The 18593-nt window shown below is 50.2% G+C and carries 19 protein-coding genes, 1 pseudogene and 1 other annotated feature; of the genes and pseudogenes, 11 read left to right on the plus strand and 9 right to left on the minus strand.

The features are described 5' to 3' along the window. Window positions 1-80 precede the first annotated feature (80 nt). Window positions 81-1115, plus strand: a complete 1035-nt coding sequence (locus tag BMW55_RS10120; RefSeq protein ID WP_244527532.1) for a M15 family metallopeptidase — start codon at window positions 81-83, stop codon at window positions 1113-1115. 103 nt (window positions 1116-1218) lie between these two features. On the opposite strand, the gene BMW55_RS10125 is transcribed toward BMW55_RS10120, so the two are convergent. The 3 genes from BMW55_RS10125 to BMW55_RS10135 form a co-directional block, all read right to left on the minus strand. Continuing rightward, entirely contained in the window at window positions 1219-1923 is a 705-nt protein-coding gene (locus BMW55_RS10125) for an SDR family oxidoreductase (RefSeq protein WP_089968333.1), read from the minus strand. 148 nt (window positions 1924-2071) lie between these two features. Continuing rightward, window positions 2072-3652 (minus strand): phosphoglycerate dehydrogenase, encoded by a 1581-nt coding sequence (gene serA / locus BMW55_RS10130; RefSeq protein WP_089968336.1) that lies wholly within the window; start codon window positions 3650-3652, stop codon window positions 2072-2074. Beyond that, window positions 3645-4802, minus strand: coding sequence for a pyridoxal-phosphate-dependent aminotransferase family protein (locus BMW55_RS10135; RefSeq protein ID WP_089968339.1), 1158 nt, complete (start codon window positions 4800-4802; stop codon window positions 3645-3647). The genes serA and BMW55_RS10135 overlap by 8 nt, the downstream gene beginning before the upstream one ends. 69 nt (window positions 4803-4871) lie before the next feature. After that, window positions 4872-5100: a binding site (T-box leader), on the minus strand. A gap of 152 nt (window positions 5101-5252) precedes the next feature. Here BMW55_RS10135 and BMW55_RS10140 point away from each other — a divergent pair. Continuing rightward, window positions 5253-7403: an ATP-dependent helicase gene (locus tag BMW55_RS10140; protein ID WP_089968342.1), complete on the plus strand. Its 2151-nt coding sequence runs from the start codon at window positions 5253-5255 to the stop codon at window positions 7401-7403. A 22-nt stretch (window positions 7404-7425) separates the two neighbouring features. On the opposite strand, the gene BMW55_RS19380 is transcribed toward BMW55_RS10140, so the two are convergent. Further along, a complete protein-coding gene (locus BMW55_RS19380) occupies window positions 7426-7569 on the minus strand; it encodes a hypothetical protein (RefSeq protein WP_170839859.1) in 144 nt (47 codons plus the stop codon). A gap of 137 nt (window positions 7570-7706) precedes the next feature. Continuing rightward, on the minus strand, window positions 7707-8201 hold the full coding sequence (locus tag BMW55_RS10145) for an inorganic diphosphatase (protein ID WP_089968345.1): 495 nt from the start codon (window positions 8199-8201) through the stop codon (window positions 7707-7709). A gap of 157 nt (window positions 8202-8358) precedes the next feature. Between BMW55_RS10145 and BMW55_RS10150 the strand changes: the two genes are divergently transcribed. Continuing rightward, window positions 8359-8703 (plus strand): rhodanese-like domain-containing protein, encoded by a 345-nt coding sequence (locus tag BMW55_RS10150; RefSeq protein ID WP_089968974.1) that lies wholly within the window; start codon window positions 8359-8361, stop codon window positions 8701-8703. Between the two features lie 12 nt (window positions 8704-8715). Here BMW55_RS10150 and BMW55_RS19385 read toward each other — a convergent pair whose 3' ends face one another. Beyond that, window positions 8716-8886: a hypothetical protein gene (locus BMW55_RS19385; RefSeq protein ID WP_170839862.1), complete on the minus strand. Its 171-nt coding sequence runs from the start codon at window positions 8884-8886 to the stop codon at window positions 8716-8718. 95 nt (window positions 8887-8981) lie between these two features. Next, on the minus strand, window positions 8982-9191 hold the full coding sequence (locus tag BMW55_RS10155; RefSeq protein ID WP_089968348.1) for a ferredoxin: 210 nt from the start codon (window positions 9189-9191) through the stop codon (window positions 8982-8984). A 126-nt stretch (window positions 9192-9317) separates the two neighbouring features. Between BMW55_RS10155 and BMW55_RS10160 the strand changes: the two genes are divergently transcribed. The 3 genes from BMW55_RS10160 to BMW55_RS10170 all read left to right on the plus strand — a co-directional run bounded on the left by BMW55_RS10160 (window position 9318) and on the right by BMW55_RS10170 (window position 11159). Beyond that, a complete protein-coding gene (locus BMW55_RS10160; RefSeq protein ID WP_089968351.1) occupies window positions 9318-9896 on the plus strand; it encodes a CPBP family intramembrane glutamic endopeptidase in 579 nt (192 codons plus the stop codon). A 27-nt stretch (window positions 9897-9923) separates the two neighbouring features. Next, window positions 9924-10346 carry a hypothetical protein gene (locus tag BMW55_RS10165; protein ID WP_089968354.1) on the plus strand — a complete coding sequence of 141 codons (423 nt, stop codon included), beginning with the start codon at window positions 9924-9926 and terminating at the stop codon, window positions 10344-10346. A gap of 219 nt (window positions 10347-10565) precedes the next feature. Beyond that, window positions 10566-11159 (plus strand): genetic competence negative regulator, encoded by a 594-nt coding sequence (locus BMW55_RS10170; RefSeq protein WP_089968357.1) that lies wholly within the window; start codon window positions 10566-10568, stop codon window positions 11157-11159. Between the two features lie 60 nt (window positions 11160-11219). Here the strand turns inward: BMW55_RS10170 and BMW55_RS10175 are convergent, their stop codons facing one another. After that, window positions 11220-11891 (minus strand): PIG-L deacetylase family protein, encoded by a 672-nt coding sequence (locus tag BMW55_RS10175; protein WP_170839863.1) that lies wholly within the window; start codon window positions 11889-11891, stop codon window positions 11220-11222. A 184-nt stretch (window positions 11892-12075) separates the two neighbouring features. Here BMW55_RS10175 and BMW55_RS10180 point away from each other — a divergent pair, with 184 nt between their 5' ends. After that, the gene (locus BMW55_RS10180) at window positions 12076-13359 is read left to right on the plus strand and encodes a Glu/Leu/Phe/Val family dehydrogenase (RefSeq protein ID WP_089968363.1); all 1284 of its coding nucleotides are present in this window, start codon (window positions 12076-12078) and stop codon (window positions 13357-13359) included. A gap of 74 nt (window positions 13360-13433) precedes the next feature. Beyond that, complete coding sequence (locus BMW55_RS10185; RefSeq protein ID WP_170839864.1) at window positions 13434-14411, plus strand: YpdA family putative bacillithiol disulfide reductase; 978 nt, start codon at window positions 13434-13436, stop codon at window positions 14409-14411. Between the two features lie 110 nt (window positions 14412-14521). Here BMW55_RS10185 and BMW55_RS10190 read toward each other — a convergent pair whose 3' ends face one another. Then, window positions 14522-15805, minus strand: coding sequence for an NCS2 family permease (locus tag BMW55_RS10190; protein WP_089968366.1), 1284 nt, complete (start codon window positions 15803-15805; stop codon window positions 14522-14524). A 370-nt stretch (window positions 15806-16175) separates the two neighbouring features. Between BMW55_RS10190 and BMW55_RS10195 the strand changes: the two genes are divergently transcribed. From BMW55_RS10195 to ypeB, 3 genes and pseudogenes are all read left to right on the plus strand, one after another. Then, window positions 16176-16430 carry a hypothetical protein gene (locus tag BMW55_RS10195; protein WP_089968369.1) on the plus strand — a complete coding sequence of 85 codons (255 nt, stop codon included), beginning with the start codon at window positions 16176-16178 and terminating at the stop codon, window positions 16428-16430. A 212-nt stretch (window positions 16431-16642) separates the two neighbouring features. After that, window positions 16643-17002, plus strand: a pseudogene (locus tag BMW55_RS10200) (cell wall hydrolase); the annotation flags it as partial. Between the two features lie 15 nt (window positions 17003-17017). Further along, window positions 17018-18364 carry a germination protein YpeB gene (gene ypeB, locus BMW55_RS10205; protein ID WP_089968371.1) on the plus strand — a complete coding sequence of 449 codons (1347 nt, stop codon included), beginning with the start codon at window positions 17018-17020 and terminating at the stop codon, window positions 18362-18364. The last annotated feature ends 229 nt before the right edge of the window (window positions 18365-18593 follow it).

Raw genomic sequence — 18593 nt, forward strand, 5'->3', positions numbered from 1 at the left:
TCGTGTATTGTTATAGAGAAGATGGATGACGAGCCGGCAGTTGATCGTGATAAACAAGATGGAGAACTGGGGGCCAGCAAATGGTTGAACACGCGACAAAGCAAATGGCTAAACGAGTGACCGCGGCGATTCTGGGCATCGTCGTTCTTTTATCCGGATGCAGCGGCAGCCTGTTGGCTTCCAAACAAGTGAAGCAGCAAAAACAACCCTCACAGAAGGAATTGCAAAGGAAAGTGCCGCTTGAGGAAGAAGTGATTTTGGCTCCCGGGGATACATATCCCTTGCCCATCTCCTCCTTTGCCCCGGATGAGAAAAAAGTGAAACCGGATCAAGCACAAATGACCATCCATATTAGTGATCCCCGGATTGTGAGCATGGATCAAAACGGCCGGCTCCAGGTAAGCAAAAATGCCAAAACCGGTGATACCGCCGTCATTACGTCGAGGTACCGGGGGATGAAAGCAATGTTGAAATTAAAAGTCATCGTTCCCCTGGAGGATACGGTAGTCCATCAACGCAACGGGCAGGCCGTTGTCACCAATGCCACCGACACGACCGTAGTGGTCAACAAAAACAGAAATTTGCCCGCCCATTATGTTCCCCGCGACTTGGTGCAACCCAATGTCCCTTTCTCATTTCAGGGAAAAGACGAGAAAAAATATCTGCGAAAAGCGGCTGCCGATGCACTGGAGCAAATGTTCCAGGCAGCCAAACGGGAGAATATTCAATTGTATGCCGTTTCCGGCTACCGGTCGTATGCGAGACAAAAAATGCTTTACAATCATAACAGCAAGGTGAAAGGAACCGAACATACTTCTCATTACAATGCCCGTCCCGGACAAAGCGAGCATCAAACCGGACTGGCCATCGATATTTCCAGTAAGAGCGTCCGTTTTTCGCTGATCCCAACATTCGGCCAAACGAAAGAAGGCAAGTGGCTCCAACAGCATGCCGCTGAGTTCGGCTTCATCCTCCGTTATCCGCAAGGCAAGGAAAAGATTACCGGATATGCTTATGAACCCTGGCACTTTCGCTATGTTGGCAAGGAAATGGCCAGGGAGATCACCGAGAAAGGGATTACCCTTGAGGAATATTTTGCTGCTGTTCGCCGGTGATCAATGCCCGAATGGACGGGAAAAACAAGGATCAGAGGAGCAAGGGTGTTCCATTGGTTCGGCGGGACGTGGGGGTTGACAAAAAAAGCTGATTCACATCGAATCAGCTTTTTTTCAGCAAGTTTTTGGGGACCAACGGCCGCATGATGACCTGATTATAGATCACGCCTTTCGGTGCGGAAACCATGGTCCAAACCGTTTCAGCCACCTGTTCGGCTTCCATGGCGTATGCTTTGGGATGATGGAATTCGGTCTTGATCGAGCCCGGACAGAGGGTGGAAACTTTCACGTGGTAGGGTTTCAGCTCCAGTGTCAGGGTATCCGAGAGTGCCATCAGACCGAATTTTGACGCGCAGTATCCGCCACCGTTCGGGAAAGCCTCCGTTCCGGCCACACTGGAGATATTGACGATGTGGCCTTCCGTGGCTTTGAGGTGGGGAATGGCGTATTTGCATGCCAAGAAGGCTCCCTTCAAGTTCACATTCATCATTTCGTCCCACTGCTCTTCGCTTAGTTCGTCAATCGGGGCGAAATGGCCGAGCCCGGCGTTGTTGACAAGGATGTCGATGCGTCCGAAACGCTGGAGGGCAAATTGAATCAAGGCTTGGACTTGTGTGCTTTTTGTGACGTCACAGGGAAAAGCCAAGATGCGGTCGGGAGCTTCTTGCGCCAGGGCTTCCAATTTGTCCGTACTTCGTGCGCTGGCAACCACATTCGCGCCTCCCTTGGCGAGACGGCGGGCGATGGCTTGTCCCAATCCTTTGCTGGCCCCGGTGACGATGGCCACTTTTCCTTTCAGTGCGGTCATGCTGATTGCCTCCTTATGTGAAACGGAAAAGAAGCAGGGAGCATGCCCCCGCTTCCTTATTTTAGGTACTTCCCTCGTCAAGTGCAGGATGCAGGTTTGCCATCAGTTTAGCACAAAGGGATGGATCCGGCGAGAGGGTTCCATTCGTCTACAGGTCGATCTCGGTTACCGATTGAATTTCATTCATCTGTTTCAATGTATCAATCACTTCCTGGGTAACCGGTTTGTCGATGCGAAGGACCATGATCGCCTGGCCGCCGATGGTTTGACGCCCGACCTGCATGGTTGCGATGTTGACCCCCTGGTTGCCGAGAATCGTTCCGACCCGGCCGATCGCTCCCGGCTGGTCGAGATGCTGAATAAACAATAAATGGCCTTCCGGGGTGACATCGACGGGGTACTCATCAATTTTGATGATCCGGGTCCCCAATCCGTTTAAAAGGGTTCCCGTCGCGCTTCGGGTTTCTTGATTGGTTTCCACCTCTACCTTGATCAGTTGCGTGAAACCGTGGCTGTTGCTCGCTTTCTGCTCGAGCATTTGCACCCCGCGTTGTTGGGCGAGATGAGGAGCGTTCACATAGTTGACATCCGACAGGTGATGGGAAAGGGCGCCTTTCAAAATCGTTCGGGTTAACGGGGAGATATCCAGTTTGGTCACTTCACCCGCATAGGTGACGGTGATATTTTTCGGGGCCCCTTTGGTAATTTGCGCGACGAACTGGCCCAGTTTTTCGGCAAGCTCCTGATAAGGCTGCAATTTTTGCTGCAATTCCGCCGGAATGGAAGGCAGATTGACCGCATTTTTAAACGGTTCGCCGCGCAGGATGTGGAGGACTTCCTCCGATACATCAATCGCTACGTTTTCCTGGGCCTCTACCGTGGAAGCGCCCAGATGGGGAGTGGCGATCACCTGGGGCAGGGTGAGCAGGGGATGATCTCCCGGCGGCTCCTGCTCAAAAACATCGAGGGCGGCTCCGGCCACTTTGCCGGATTGGATGGCTTCATATAATGCTTCTTCATCGATGATTCCGCCACGGGCGCAGTTGAGGATGCGGACACCGTCTTTCATCAAGGCAAATGTGTCCCGGTTGATCAGATGGCGGGTTTCTTTGGTCAGCGGGGTGTGCACGGAGATATAGTCCCCGGCAGCGACCGCTTCTTCAAAAGAGGCCTTTTTTACGCCCAGCTTTTCCGCCCGTTCATCCGACAGATACGGGTCATAGGCGACCACGTTCATGCGGAAAGCTTTGGCCCGTTTGGCCAGTTCCGCCCCAATTCTCCCCAATCCGATGATGCTGAGCGTCTTTTTGTTCAGTTCCACCCCGACAAAATCTTTTCTTCTCCATTCTCCGGCGAGCAGGGAGCGATAGGCCTGGGGGATGTTGCGGGATAAAGAGATCAGCATGGCAAAGGTATGCTCGGCAGTGGAGATGGTGTTTCCATCCGGGGCGTTTACCACCACAATTCCTTTGCGGGTCGCTGCGGGAACATCGATGTTGTCCACGCCCACCCCGGCACGCGCGATCACCTTCAGGCGGCGGGCCTTTTCGATCAGCTCCGCCGTCACCCGGGTCTGGCTGCGAACCATGAGCGCGTCTGCCGTTTCAATTTCCAATTGCAATTCATCCGGGGAGAGTCCGGTTTTTCGCACAACTTGGACATCTTCCGCTTGCAATAACTTTTCAATTCCTTGATCGCTGAGCGGGTCGGTGATGAGAACTTTATACATGGTTCATGTATACCTCCTGTGCAGCTTTCACCCCGGCCCCCAACGGAGCGGGAACGCCGATTTTTTGCAGGGCTATTTCCAGGCCCGACAGGGTTGTGAAAATATCCAGCGCATCGCAATAGCCCATGTGGCCGATGCGGAAAATTTTACCCTTGAGATGCTGCTGGCCTCCGGCTACGACGATTTGAAGTTCGCGCAGGGCTTTGCGCAAGTCTTCGGAGCTCCATTGGTCCTTTCCGCCGTGAATCGAGGTGACGGTCGGCGAAGCGTCCTGCTCGGAGGTCATCAGTTCCAGCCCGAGTGCACGCACCCCGGCACGGGTCATCTGTTTCAACCGTTCATGCCGCTTGATCACGTTTTCCAGCCCTTCTTCCTGCAGCATGTGCAATGCCTCTTTCAGGCCGAACAACAAGGAAACAGCAGGAGTATAGGGCGTTGTCTCCTTTTCCAGATTGTTGCGATAAGCGAGCAGATCGAGATAAAAACGCGGGGCTTCATTTTTCTCCACGGCCGACCAGGCCCGTTGGCTGACGGCGACAAATGCGAGTCCCGGCGGCAGCATCATCGCTTTTTGCGAGCCGGTCACCATCACATCGATCCCCCAGTCATCCATCTGACTGGCGACCGCTCCCAGGCAGCTGACCGCATCCACAATCACCAGGGCATCGGAATGTTCACGGACCACTTTCGCCAGCTGGTCAATCGGATTGAGCACGCCGGTGGAGGTTTCGCAATAGGTCATAAAAACAGCTTTTGCCCGTGAATGTTCTTTGATAAAAGAACCTAACGTTTCAGGGTCACAAGCTTGTCCCCACGGGATGTCCAAACGGTGGCAAGTCAGGCCGTAGCGTTCAACGATTTTGGCGAAGCGGTCACCGAAAGCACCGGTAACGACTACGATGGCCTCTTCCCCGGGTCTGACCGTGTTGACGACAGCGGCTTCCAAAGCGCCTGTTCCGCTGTTGGAGAGGATGAGCGGCTGTTGTTTTGTGCCGAAGATGGCTTTGAGGCCTTCACTGCATTCCCGCAAAAGCCTGGACGCATCTCCGCTGCGGTGGCCGATCATCGGCTGGGCCATCGCTTGCTGGATGCGTGGCGGAATCGGAGTGGGTCCGGGAATTCGCAGATGAAACTTTTCAGAAAATGACATGGTGCTTGACCTCCTGTCTGATGGAAAATAAAAAAGAACCTCACGTCCACACACCTAGCACGGGCAGGTGTGAGGGACGAAAGGTTCGTGGTGCCACCCTCATTCGCTGTTGGCTCGCGCCAACAACCTTAGCGGGTCCGGAAAAAAGGACCCCGTGGATAACGGTTCAACCGTGCCAACCTACTCAATTTCAGCCGGCCACTCCGGAGTGCTCCACATCCGTGAACTGCCGATTCGCAGCAACCATCGGCTCTCTGTGAGTTCAACATAAGATGTTTGGCTCCGTCATCGTTTTTATACTTCTGAAATTTGATAAATACTCTAACACGGAACAATCCACCTGTCAATAAGAAAAACTTTCGGAAATTGTTCTTGTTCGAGTGGGAATGTAGTATGTTAACATAGGAATATTGGGGAAAGGACGAACAAATCGGCGGAAAGGAGGAAGGGATGCTGCAGGTTGATTCGATCCAATTGTTACTCAACGGGCTCAATGAAGAGCAACGAAGAGCCGTAACCGCTCCCGATGGGCCGACAGTCGTGTTTGCCGGTCCGGGAAGCGGAAAGACCACGGTGTTGACGCGTCGCGTTCTCTATTTGCTGGAACGGGGGATTCCTGCCCGGCAATTGATGGTCGTGACCTTTACCCGCGCGGCTGCCAAAGAGATGAAAGAACGGCTACAACAAATTATGCCGGAGAAGGTGGGGGAATTGTCGATCGGCACTTTTCATTCCCTCTTCCTTTCCATGCTGAGGGAAGACGGAGCACAAATTCCACTGCTGCTTCAGGCAGCGGAACAAACGGAGCTTGTGCGTCGCCTGCTGGCGGAACGGGATCAGCCCACCGATGATGAAACCGTTGCTTCCTTTCTCAACCAGATCGGCCTCTGCAAAGGAAATCTCATTTTTCCCGCACGGATGAAGGTGCAAAAGGAGAAGAATGTCCTGTTCCGGGATGTGTACCGGGCTTATGAAGCGAAAAAGGAACAACTCGGATGTTGGGATTATGACGATATTTTGGTCGCTCTTTATCAGCGTACCAGGGTTCCTGAAACACTCGCTAAATGGCAGGAACGTTATCAGCATGTACTGGTCGACGAGTTTCAGGATATCAACCGGGTTCAGTATGAAATTTTGCTGAAATTGACAGGCAAACATCAAAGACTGTTTGTAGTCGGGGATGATGACCAGTCGATTTACGGCTTCCGCGGAAGCGATCCCGCTTTTATGCTGGAACTCGCGAAACATTTCCCCTCACTGACGCGAATCGTACTGTCCGTCAATTACCGTTCTACGGATGAGATTATCCGGCTGGGGGAAAGACTGATCCGGAACAACCGATCCCGCCAGCCCAAACCGCGGGCGGGAACCGGCACGAAAGGCCCTGAACCGTTCTGGCTGGAGCCGGATGATGAAGAGGATGAGGCGGAACAAATTCTGGAAGCACTGAAGGACGGGATGGAAACGGCCGTTTTGTATCGAACTTCAACCCAGGCACGGGCGCTCATTGACGCTTTGGTGCGGAAAGGGATCCCTTTTTTCGTCTCCGCAGGGGAACACTCCTTTTACCAGCGCTGGCAGGTTCAAGACATTCTGGCTTATATCCGATTATCCTATCACCCGAACGATTTGGATTCACTGATCCGAATCGTCAATAAGCCGAAACGCTATCTGTTCGGGGATGAATGGATCGATGCCGCCTGGAACACAGCTCGAAAAGGGGATCGGACTCTGCTTGAAGTTCTGCCGGAATTGCCGGGGCTGGAAGCATATCAGGTGCGTTATTTAAATGAATTGCGCACGCACGTTCCCCGGATACGTAAGTTTAGCGCAAGCGAAGCCGTTCGTTACATACGCGAGACAATCGGATACGACCGTTACCTGGAAGCCTTTGCGAAGGAAACAGGAAACGACCCTGCGTCCTTGTTTGAACCGGCTGATGAGCTTGTGATGGCTGCACGTCATGCATCGGATGGACAAGCCCTGGTGGAGCATGCCGAAAAAGTCATCGAATGGGTGCGCCATCCTGCACAGTCTCCCAGGGTAAAACTGATGACTTTTCACAAATCGAAAGGCTTGGAATTTGATCGTGTCTTTTTGATCGGTCTACATGCGATGGTTCTTCCTCACCGGCGCAGCCTGCAGGTGCCGGACAACCGGAAACAGGCGGCTTGGGAGGAGGAAAGGCGCTTATTTTATGTCGGAATCACCCGCGCCAGAAGTGAGCTTTATCTTTCGGTCAGTAAAAAGAGACAGGGAAAACGGGTAGGGGCGTCCCCGTTTGTAAAGGAAATCGGTTATGACGGTGAAATGGGTTCGGCGAAATCGGAAATAGCTGTCGCGCGGGAAGCACCTGCGGCGAAAAGCCCCGTTTTGCATAAACCGAAGGCTGCCCAGCCGCAATTGCGTTTTGCCAAAGAAGAAGTTTCACCGGGAATGAGATTGGTTCACGTCAAGTTTGGGCAAGGGACTGTCATTCAGGTAACTCCCTTGCAGGGGGTTGCGCCAGGCAGAAAGATTTTAATCAGGTTTAGCGGACAAACACAAACGCTTCATTATGAATTATCGCGGCAATTGGGTCTCTTAAGCCGCGAAGCGTAGGCAAGCACAATTGTTTGACGTTTCAGGTGGAAGGCCGGTCGGGGCCTTCTAATTTTTTGTTTCCGTAGCCCGGTTTGTTTTCAACATTTCTGTCCGCGACTTGCAGATCACGCGATTCGGCTTCTTTTTTCTTTTGTTCAAGGCTGCGGTTATTCGTTTCATGCATGGAAATCCCTCCTTGTCCCTTCTTTACTTTTTGATGTTTTGATTCTTCCTATACGCTCGCCAGCCGGGATCGGGAGGCCCGTATCAAAATAGGAAAAAGCCTCTGTCCCGTAATACAGGAAGAGGCTTGATTTCCGCTCACTTGTTTTCTTGATAGCGTTTCACGCATTCTTCGTACAATTTGCCGGCAAATTCGGCGTTTTTCCAGCCTTCAATGGTGGTTTTTTTGTTCTCAAGATCTTTATACACTTGGAAGAAGTGCTCGATTTCTTTTAGCACATGCGGTGCTACATCATCCAGGCTTTTTACTTCGTTGAAGCGGGGGTCATCCACCGGGACGGCCAGCAACTTTTCGTCTTGGCCTTTGTCATCCGACATGAGCAGAACGCCAATGACGCGGCTGCTGATCACGCAACCCGGGAAGGTCGGGAAAGTGCTCAGAACCAAAATGTCCAGCGGGTCTCCGTCTTCGGCAAGGGTTCCTTCCAGGTAACCATACTCGGTCGGATAATGCATCGGGGAATAGAGAACGCGGTCCAGACGGAACACGCCTTTTTCTTTGTCAAATTCGTATTTGTTCTGACTTCCGGTCGGGATCTCAATAAAAGCATCGACAATCAGCTCTTTGGACATGTCTGTTCCTCCTTTTACGCTATGTACGAAAGGGCGATGCGGCATCATGCTTCTTCGGCCGAATCATCCCAAACCCATTGTAGACAGTTTTTTTAAAAGACGCAAATGGAAAGTGGGCTGTGTTACAATGAAAGAAAAAAATGAGGAGAACCGTGAAATGGCACAGAATGAAGATCGATACCACATCTCTGCCGCAGAATTTGCGCTGAAATACAAGAACAGGGAATTTGACGAACAAAAAGTCACAATCATCGACGTGCGGGAACCGGAAGAATGGGCCGTCTACCACTTGGAGAGAAGCAAGCTCATTCCCATGAATACGATTCCGGCACGCCTGGGTGAGCTGGATCCCGGCAAAAAAATTTATCTCATTTGCGCCCACGGGGTTCGAAGTCTCCATGTGGCCAATTATTTGCTTCACCATGGATTTCAGGATGTGGTCAACGTGGATGGCGGTTTGGCCGAAGTCAGCCTGTATCTGGATGAACAAGATCTGTCGTGATGGTCTCTGCGGTTATTTGTCCATGTTCCTGTCTTTTTGGTTTTGTTTCAGCAACATGCTGGCGATGATCACGGCAGATACAGGCACAAAAAAGTTAAAGAACCCTTCTTCCAAGAAAAGTTCCACAACCGTATAAAATACGGCAAATACGTACAGAAAGCCGGCAATGGCCTTTTTCCACATGTGAGGGAACCACCTTTTACGAATGGTATAATCAAACGAAGGTTCAAATACAGAAAAAGCCACCCAGAGCGATCTGAGCAGCTTTCCAACAATGATTACTCTTCCACTTTGATGGAGTCCGTCGGGCAGCCTTCTTGGGCGTCGCGCACGTCATCCCATAATTCTTCCGGCACGTCAGCCGTTCCGGTGTTATCATCAAGAATTACATAAGCGATTCCGTCTTCATCGTAGTCATAAACGTCAGGAGCTGTAGCTCCGCATGCTCCGCATGCAATGCAAGTGTCTTTATCAACCCAAGTGCGCATTAGTCCAAATCTCCTCCCGTGTTTAATCCATAGAGAGCTAAGTCCACTTCCAACCCTCATTGTAGAACGAATTGTTTAGAAATGCAAGGAGTAAACAGTGAGTGAAAGAAAGGAGGGGGCCTTCCTTTGACTCGAACCGATGAAGAAACCACCCCGAACCCGCAACCGATCACGGAAAAGCAAGTGATTGTCAGCTTTTATATTACCCAGTTGTCTCTCCTGGTAATCGCACTCCCCCTGTTGTGGTGGCAAGGGAAGTTAAACTGGGGATACTTTGGCGTCACTAACATACATATGTGGATATGGGGAGCAGTTGCAGGATTGGGAATCGTCTTCTTAGAACTGGTTTTGATTCGCATCGTGCCGGAAAAATGGCTGGATGACGGGGGCATCAACCGTCTTTTGTTGGGGCGGCGCTCTCCGGTTCATATCTTTTTCATTGCTGCTGTGGCGGCAGTGGCGGAGGAGATGTTTTTTCGCGGAGCGGTTCAGCATTGGCTGGGAATCGGGTGGACGACTCTCTTGTTTGTTCTTGTAGATACCCGTTATCTCCGTCAATGGGTATTGGTCCTGTTTCTGACGCTGATCAGTTTTCTGTTCGGCTGGCTTGTGGAGTGGTCGGGCACCCTGGTTCCAGCGGTAGCTGCCCACTGGACCGTTGATTTCCTGATGGGGCTGTATCTCCGGTTCGCCGATGAAAAATGACGGAATCTTGGTGAGTGGTGTCGAGCGATGAAAGGTTCACCCTTGATCGGTTTTTTCGCTTCCCTTTTTTTGGCGTTCGTGTCTGTTGTCTCCTTTCCTGAGGAAGCTTTGCTTCGGTTCAGCGGCCGGATCTGGACTTATCTCAGTGCGGATTATCTCTTATCGTTTGTTTGCCTTCTCTTGTCCGTGTCTATATCCGCCCGTTGGCTGAGAAAGCTGATATCCTCTTTTTGGGAACTATCTGCTTCATGTAAAGGAAAAAGAAGAAAATGGAAGATCGCCGGCTGGATTGGAGCGTTTACCGCGATTCAAATTGGCTGCTTTCTCCTGTTACCTTGGCATGCAGCGGCCGTATTTGTCGTTTTTGCAGGGAGGGAACTGAGGAAGTGGAAAGCCAAACAGAAACAAGCCAACACTTTTTCTGATCGCTTGACCACGGATGAAAGATGAGCCGCTGGAGCAGGGTTTCAATGCCTAAATGTCGCTTGCCGGTTTCTTTCCGCTTACCCCCGGGATCAGGGGTTTCTTTTCATTTCCTTTGATGCAAATCCCCATTAATTCATGTATCATAAGGATAGAAAAAGAAAAATGGAGACTAGACCACGTAACGCGATGATCTCGCATCACATACATTATTAATGGTAGGTCTCCAGCGAGGGAGGGTAAGCCATGCGTGTCGAGCGTATAGGCGGGGATAAAATCCGCTTCTTCTTAACCTTGGATGATCTGTTGGATCGCGGGATTGAAAAAGAAGATATGTGGCGGGATATCCCCAAAGTGCATGAACTGTTTAATGATATGATGGAACATGCATATCAGGAACTGGGCTTTGAAGTTGCTGGACCTGTCGCGGTCGAGGTATTCGCTCTACCCGCACAAGGGATGGTAGTCGTCGTAACCCGTGGTCGGGCTCCAAAGTCAGAGCTTGAGGAGTTTGAACCTGAAGAGGATGTATACGAGTTGGAAGTCACCATGGAAGAAACGGATGACATCATCTTCCGCTTCACCGACTTGGAGGATCTGATTCAGGCCGCGACGCGCATGAAGCCTCTTGTTAAAAAAGGCGGGCAGGTTTACGCATATAAAAACGCCTACTTCCTGCTGTTTGGCGACGATTTGGAAACAGATCGCCTGGAAGCATTAATCGCTGTTTTGTCTGAGTATGGTGAGGCTTCCACCATGACTGCCACGTATCTGCAAGAATACGGAAAAACCGTTTGGTCCGAAAATGCGATCAACCAAATAGTAAAATATTTTGGATGAGATAAATAAAGCGCGCCTCTCAAGGCGCGTTTTTTGACGTTTCCGTTTGTATAAAAAAAATTATCTCTGTATAACTAGTTGATAATATTCATGTGTCCGCAACTGATCGGTATTTCCGTTCAGCACGCCGGGGAAAACTCTTTCCACGGAAAGATGTTGGGTTTGATGTGCCGCCAATGCTTTGGCGATTTTTTCCTTAAAAGCGGAAACATCTATTTTCATGGATACATATTCATCCGGTGTCGTGTGAACGGAGCGGCCCGAAAAATGAACGATTGATTCCGGGATCACAATATAGTAAAGTTTGGTAGAGAATGAGGTTTTCTTCACGGCTTCCAAGGCTGCTTGTTGAATCATTTTGTGATCCTTGTGACCTGATATACCAGACGGCGGGAAGGTGATAATGAGATCGGGCTTTTCCTGTTCCATGACGTCCCGAAGATCTTGAACCAAACCTTCGGCAGGCTGTTTATGTAGCTTTCCGTCTCCGTAGTTCCGGATGATGAGATGATCGAGTCCCAAGATGCGGGCCGCTTGTTTCAATTCCAGAACACGAACGTTTCCCAACTCTTCGGGGGCGCAGATCCCACCGGTTTTGCCCGCTTCCCCGTGGGTGGCACAGTATAAGACCTGCCGGGTTTTTCCGGTGCTGGCAAAATGGGCGATCGTTCCTCCGCAGGCAAAAGTTTCATCATCAGGATGCGCAAAGATATACAATATGTTGCTGACCATAACAGGCAGATTCCTTTCTCTGGGATAAAAGCTTTTGTGTAAAGTCATTATACAACGATTTTAAGGTTTTTAAAAAAGATTGATGTGAAGCAGTTCTCTTTTGGCAGGTTTATGTTGTATACTGTTAGGTGTTTTAGGACTCAAAAATGAAAGTTGCACGAGTAACTTTTTTGAGGTGGTCAGGATGGAACAACAATCAGTGGCAACGGGTCAGCAACCAGAAGAACAGGAAAATCTGGATGTCCTGGTTTCAACCCAAACAGTGATAAAAAGAGCATTAGATAAATTGGGCTATCCCGAGTCTGTATACGAATTGTTAAAAGAGCCTCTACGGGTGTTGACGGTTCGTATTCCCGTTCGCATGGATGACGGATCAGTAAAAGTATTTACCGGATACCGGGCACAGCACAATGATGCGGTAGGTCCCACCAAAGGCGGAGTGCGTTTTCACCCTGACGTTACAGAATCAGAGGTGAAAGCGTTATCAATTTGGATGAGTCTGAAAGCGGGGATTGTAGATCTTCCGTATGGCGGAGGAAAAGGCGGCATCGTCTGCGATCCGCGCAATATGTCCTTCCGGGAATTGGAGCGTTTGTCCAGGGGCTATGTGAGGGCGATCAGCCAGATCGTCGGACCAACCAAAGATATCCCTGCTCCCGATGTCTTCACCAACTCTCAAATCATGGCGTGGATGATGGATGAATACAGCCGGATTCGCGAATTTGATTCACCGGGATTCATCACGGGCAAACCGCTCGTCCTCGGAGGATCGCGCGGCCGGGAAACGGCGACGGCGAAAGGTGTCACCATCATGATTCGGGAGGCAGCGAAGAAAAGAGGCATGTCCCTGGAAGGAACGCGCGTCGTTATCCAGGGATTCGGCAATGCAGGCAGCTTCCTGGCCAAATTCTTGCATGATGCCGGAGCGAAGGTCATTGGTATTTCCGATGCGTATGGAGCACTGCACGATCCCGATGGCTTGGATATCGATTATCTGCTCGACCGCCGCGACTCTTTTGGCACTGTAACCAAACTGTTTACGGACACGATTACCAACCAGGAGCTATTGGAACTGGATTGCGATATTCTGGTTCCGGCCGCGGTTGAGAATCAGATCACAGCCAAGAACGCGGATCGCATCAAAGCAGACATCGTTGTGGAAGCGGCAAACGGACCGACGACCCTGGAGGCTACGCGCATTCTCCATGAGCGGGGCATTTTGCTCGTACCGGATGTTCTGGCCAGCGCCGGCGGAGTTACCGTTTCCTACTTTGAATGGGTACAAAACAACCAGGGTTATTACTGGTCCGAGGAAGAAGTGGAGCAGAAGCTCGAGAATATCATGGTACGCGCCTTCGAAAATGTGTACAAAACGGCGGAGTCGCGCCGTGTGGATATGCGTCTGGCCGCTTACATGGTGGGTGTAAGAAAGATGGCTGAAGCATCTCGTTTTCGTGGTTGGGTATAGTATAATAAGAATGATCCCTATAAGAAAAACACCTGATCCAGGGTGTTTTTCTTTTGTATCAGGAGATGAAGAAGATGAAAGATGTGATCGTCATCGGGGCCGGTCCCTGCGGAATCTCGGCGGCCATTGAACTGAAATACCAGGGATTCCGGCCGCTGATCATCGAAAAGGGATGTCTGGTCAACTCCATTTACCATTATCCTTTATCCATGCAATTTTTCAGCACTCCTGACAAATTGGAAATCGGAGGAGTGCCGTTTATTACCATCCATGAGAAGCCGACCCGACAAGAAGCCTTAAAATATTTTCGTACTGTTGTAAAAATCCATCAATTGGATGTTCATACCTATGAACGCGTCACCCGGCTGGAGCGTTTGCCGGACGGCTTTCGTGTCGTCACCCAAAGCGCTGATGGTGAACATACTTATTTGACCCGGTATGTCGTATTGGCCACCGGCTATTATGACAATCCGCACATGATGAATATACCGGGAGAGAATTTGCCTCATGTCCGACACTATTACCATGACGGACATCCATATGCGGATCTGGATGTGGTAGTCATCGGAGGGCGCAATTCAGCCATCGATGCGGCACTTGATTTATATCAGGCCGGAGCCAGGGTAACCATGGTCTATCGCAAAACATCGTTTCATTCCAGTGTGAAGGCCTGGGTAAAACCGGTGATTGAAGCTGCAATTGAAAAAGAGCGGATCGGGATGCACTGGGGCAGCCAAGTGCTGGAAATCAAGCAAAAGAGCGTGATCATTGAAAAAGAAGGAAAAGTCATGGAGATCCCGGCAGATGCTGTATTTGCGATGACCGGTTACCGTCCGAATCTCGAATTGCTTGAGCAATTGGGGGCCAAGATGGATCCCGTGACGGCCTCCCCCGTCTGTTCTCCCGCGATGGAAACCACGGTTCCCGGATTATATCTGGCCGGTGTGGTCGCCACCGGGCATGATGCCACCAAAATTTTTATCGAAAATGGCCGCTTTCACGGAGCAGTGATTGCCGAAGATCTAAAGAACAAGGAAAAGGTAAAAGTATAAAGCGAGAAGGAAGGAAAGCTCAGCCTGCGTGGCCGGGCTTTTTGTCGTTTCCGCTAAAAAAACACCGGATTCCCGTATGTTTGGAAATCCGGCCGTTTCGATCGGTTCATTCACGGATGCAGGATCAATTGGAGACAGAACATGCAGGTGATGGCATAAAAAGCGAAAGGTGCTTCTTTTGCTTTACCCGTGACCAATTTGAGAATGGCGTAAGCGATAAATCCAAACGCAATTCCGGTGGGGATGCTGTAGGTAAACGGTATGAACGTAAAGGTGATAAATGCGGGAATCCCTTCGGTCAAATCGGAGAAGGGAATCGACTGCACTTCCTGGACCATCAAACCGCCTACCACGATCAGGACAGCTGCAATCGAGCTGTCCGGGATCCATTGGATCAAGGGGATCAGCAAGGCGGACAGCAACAGGAGAAAGCCGGTGGTGATCGCCGTCAACCCGGTTTTTCCCCCTGCAGATATCCCTGTTGCGCTTTCCAGGGCGCATACGGTAGGGCTCGTTCCGGCAAACCCGGAGTTGATGGTTGAAAGGGCACTGGCTTGAAATGCCGGGAGGAACTTCGATTTGTCTTTCAGTAATCCTTGTAAAAGGCCGATGTTTTCGAACACGAGCACCAACACGAGCGCAAAGGTGGCCGTCCAGAACGGGAAAGTGGCGATCTTAGCCAAAGAGAGAGAACCCGCCACTGCGAGAAATGGCTTCAGTGAAAGAAATTCAGTTCCGGAAGGGCTTACCTGTTCCATATTCAACGCCTTGGCGACCAGAGTGGCAGCCAGAATGCCCAGGAGAAAGCTTCCTCTAATTTTTCTGGCAAACAAAAAAAGAATCAGCATCAAAGTGATGAGCGTTAACCATGCCCCGGGCTGCCGCAGGTCGCCGACAGCGACAAAAGTGCGGGGATCTGAAACGATGATCCCGCCTTTTTGCAGTCCGATAAAGGTGATCAAAAGCCCGATTCCGACCGTAATCCCTTTCTTCAGCGAATCAGGCAGGGAGGTGGTGATCAGGATGCTCAGGCGGGAAAACGCAGCGGCCGTAAAAAGGAAACCGGAAACCACCACCACCGCCAGCGCTTCTTGCCAGGTAAAACCCATGTCGTGCACCATCGTATAAGTGAAAAAGGCGTTGATCCCCATACCCGGTACCAGAACGATGGGAGCATTCGCCCAAAATCCCATCAGCAGGCAGCCGATCCAAGAAGATACGATGGTGGCCATGACGGCCGCCTCAAAGGGGATTCCACTGTCTGAAAGGATGGCCCCGTTGACGATGATGATATAGACGACAGTCAAATAGGAGGTGATCCCAGCCAACAACTCCTGTTTTAACGTTGTTTGATGTCTGTCAGTACGAAAAGTCCGTTCAATGAGATTCACCACTTAATTCCTCATTTATCAAGTAAGACCCTCTCCCACCCTCGCTTTTTAACAAAGCGCAAGCAAAATTATATCCGGACAAACGACAATGTTCAAGAATTCGGCCGGGGAAGAGAGCATCCATTTTAATCCTCACTGCTTAACCATTTTTCATTTGACCGTCTCTTTAAATTTTTGCCCCTGCCCTGGTATTCATACTCGAAAGGCAGTAGATGACCCACCTTACTTCAAGGGCCCGGTTCGGAAGCGGTCAAGTTCCTCCGAATCGATTGGATACTGAGGTTTATTCCTTGGAACTCAGCTTTCAAGCATTGCGGCCGTCCGGCTGGCATGGGTGACAACGCAGTTTGAAAGCCCGGAGGTTTGGACCTGTGTGCGAGAAACGAACCCAAAATCGGCCGTATGGAATTGCCGGGGCAATGTCAATAATACATTCGATGATGTTTATTGGATGGCGGTGAAAACGATGAAAAATGAAGGACGATATATGGTAACCATTCGATGCAACCAATGCGGAGAGCGTTTTACTTTAAAAGGAAAAATGCGCAAAGGAAAAGTGGAAACCGGTTTTAAACGCTGCTTGTGCAATAATGAAAGCGATTTTGAAATCAGAAGCGAAAAAATCTAGAGAGCCATCGGGATTCGTTGCTCTCTTTTTTGTTGCATAAATATGACATTCGCGAATCACACTATCAGAAGAATCACGAAGCGTGGAGGCAGTGGATCGTGAACAAAATACGAAGGGGTTGGCTTTTTCAGATTTTACTTCTTTGTTTTTGCTTGCCTTTGGTCAGTGATACTTCTGTAAGTATCGCTGCCAATGCCGGGAAGAGCAGCGGGGGGATCTCACAACAAGATATCCAATTGATGGCCAATGCCGTGCACGGGGAAGCGCGCGGCGAGCCGTATGTGGGCCAGGTAGCGGTGGCGGCGGTGATTCTGAACCGCCTTGAACATGAAAAGTTCCCGGATACCGTGTCAGGAGTCATTTTTCAACCCGGGGCGTTTACGGCGGTGGCAGACGGACAAATCTGGCTTACGCCCAATGAAACGTCTAAAAAAGCGGTGATGGATGCGGTCAAGGGCTGGGACCCGACCAACGGGTGTATCTATTATTTCAACCCGGCGACCGCCACTTCCAAATGGATCTGGTCACGCCCCCAACATAAAAAAATCGGAAAACATATCTTTTGCTACTAAAGGAGTGGTTCGGCCATGTATCGAACGGTGGCTGCCATCTTGTTTCCAATTACATTGATTGCTCTGGTGGTAACAGCAGCCTGGGGCTATCAGGAAAACCAGGATAAGAACTCGATCCTGATTAAGGCGGAAAACCAATACCAGCGTGCCTTTCATGATCTGAACGATCATATGGATAAACTGCAAGATGAGCTTGGCAAAACGCTTGCCCTGAATTCGCGGAGGCAGTTATCCACTTGTATGACCAATGTGTGGCGTTTGGCTTATGCCGCGCAAAGTGACTTGGGGCAACTCCCCATGACGCTGATGCCTTTTGACAAAGCGGAAAAATTTTTGTTTAATACAGGGCAGTTTGCTTATCATGTCGGTGTCCGCGATCTGAATAAAGAGCCCATGACCGATAAAGAGTGGAATACCCTGCAAACCCTGTACACCCGTTCCAAAGAGATTACCGGGGATCTGAGGAAAGTGCAAAATGATACCCTGGACAAAAATTTACGGTGGATGGATGTGGAACTAGCCCTGGCCACCGAGGACAAAAAAATGGATAATACGATTATTGACGGGTTCAGAAGGGTGAATGAGCGGGTGAGTCATTACCCTGAGGTTGACTGGGGGCCCACCATTAATAATATGGCGGTTCGCGAGCGGCAGAGGGAGAGTCGTCTGCAAGGGGAAAAGATTTCGCCAGCGGAAGCGAAACGCCGGGCCGCTCAGGTATTGGGGCTTCCGTCCGTCAAAGGAATGTCGGTCACGTTAAACAGAAAAAATGATTACCAAACTTACAGCGTACGGTATCAAACAAGGCAAAACCATGAAGTATACGCGGATCTTACAACCAAAGGCGGGCACCTGATCTGGATGATTTACGATCGCCCGGTAAATGACCGCAAATTGAGCATGGAACAGGCTCAAGATAAGGCGAAAAGATTCCTTGACCGGATTGGCTACAAAAATATGGTTCCGATCTCCTATGACGAGGTAGGAAATATCGCCACATTCGATTTTGTTCACAGGGAGAACGGAGTTTACATTTATCCGGAAGCTCTGGTGGTCAAAGTGGCGCTGGACAATGGACAGATTATGGGATTGCAGGCGGATGAATATGTGTTCAACAAAGTCAGCGCAGTTAAAAGCGATCCCAAACTGACCCAAGCGGAGGCAAGAAAGCAGGTAAATCCCCGCTTGAAAGTCCAAGACGTGAATCTGGCGATGATATATAATGATGAGGGGAAAGAAGTGCTTTGTTATGAGTTCCTGGGAAGACTGGACAAGGATCAATACCGGATCTTTATCAATGCGGACAACGGGGATGAAGAGTTTGTCGAGAAAATAAAAAAAGCAGACGGAGATCAAGTCTGAATGGAGTTCATGAGCCGGTATAATACAACCGGCTCGTGAAATTGTTTTCATTGCAATTGTGACGGAATTATGTTATTCTTTAAACAGGTTTAAAGTTCAATCACAGTCTATAGGTCACGGTGGTTTACCATCCTGCAGACAATGAAGATGTACAAATACATAGTGGTTGATGGTCAAGTGGATGACGGGTCGCAAGGTCGATGAGGATTGTACTTTGAAGTCGAGTAAA

The sequence above is a fragment of the Lihuaxuella thermophila genome, assembly GCF_900110165.1.
In the GTDB taxonomy this organism is placed as follows: domain Bacteria; phylum Bacillota; class Bacilli; order Thermoactinomycetales; family Thermoactinomycetaceae; genus Lihuaxuella; species Lihuaxuella thermophila.

Coding starts and splice junctions, on each gene's coding strand:
- BMW55_RS10120 (WP_244527532.1), top strand. CDS start 81: ATGGTTGAACACGCGACAAAGCAAATGGCTAAACGAGTGACCGCGGCG.
- BMW55_RS10135 (WP_089968339.1), bottom strand. CDS start 4,802: ATGTCATTTTCTGAAAAGTTTCATCTGCGAATTCCCGGACCCACTCCG.
- BMW55_RS10170 (WP_089968357.1), top strand. CDS start 10,566: ATGCGTGTCGAGCGTATAGGCGGGGATAAAATCCGCTTCTTCTTAACC.
- BMW55_RS10180 (WP_089968363.1), top strand. CDS start 12,076: ATGGAACAACAATCAGTGGCAACGGGTCAGCAACCAGAAGAACAGGAA.
- BMW55_RS10185 (WP_170839864.1), top strand. CDS start 13,434: ATGAAAGATGTGATCGTCATCGGGGCCGGTCCCTGCGGAATCTCGGCG.
- BMW55_RS10125 (WP_089968333.1), bottom strand. CDS start 1,923: ATGACCGCACTGAAAGGAAAAGTGGCCATCGTCACCGGGGCCAGCAAA.
- BMW55_RS10140 (WP_089968342.1), top strand. CDS start 5,253: ATGCTGCAGGTTGATTCGATCCAATTGTTACTCAACGGGCTCAATGAA.
- BMW55_RS19385 (WP_170839862.1), bottom strand. CDS start 8,886: ATGTGGAAAAAGGCCATTGCCGGCTTTCTGTACGTATTTGCCGTATTT.
- BMW55_RS10165 (WP_089968354.1), top strand. CDS start 9,924: ATGAAAGGTTCACCCTTGATCGGTTTTTTCGCTTCCCTTTTTTTGGCG.
- BMW55_RS10150 (WP_089968974.1), top strand. CDS start 8,359: ATGGCACAGAATGAAGATCGATACCACATCTCTGCCGCAGAATTTGCG.
- BMW55_RS10145 (WP_089968345.1), bottom strand. CDS start 8,201: ATGTCCAAAGAGCTGATTGTCGATGCTTTTATTGAGATCCCGACCGGA.
- serA (WP_089968336.1), bottom strand. CDS start 3,652: ATGTATAAAGTTCTCATCACCGACCCGCTCAGCGATCAAGGAATTGAA.
- ypeB (WP_089968371.1), top strand. CDS start 17,018: ATGTATCGAACGGTGGCTGCCATCTTGTTTCCAATTACATTGATTGCT.
- BMW55_RS10155 (WP_089968348.1), bottom strand. CDS start 9,191: ATGCGCACTTGGGTTGATAAAGACACTTGCATTGCATGCGGAGCATGC.
- BMW55_RS10175 (WP_170839863.1), bottom strand. CDS start 11,891: ATGGTCAGCAACATATTGTATATCTTTGCGCATCCTGATGATGAAACT.
- BMW55_RS19380 (WP_170839859.1), bottom strand. CDS start 7,569: ATGCATGAAACGAATAACCGCAGCCTTGAACAAAAGAAAAAAGAAGCC.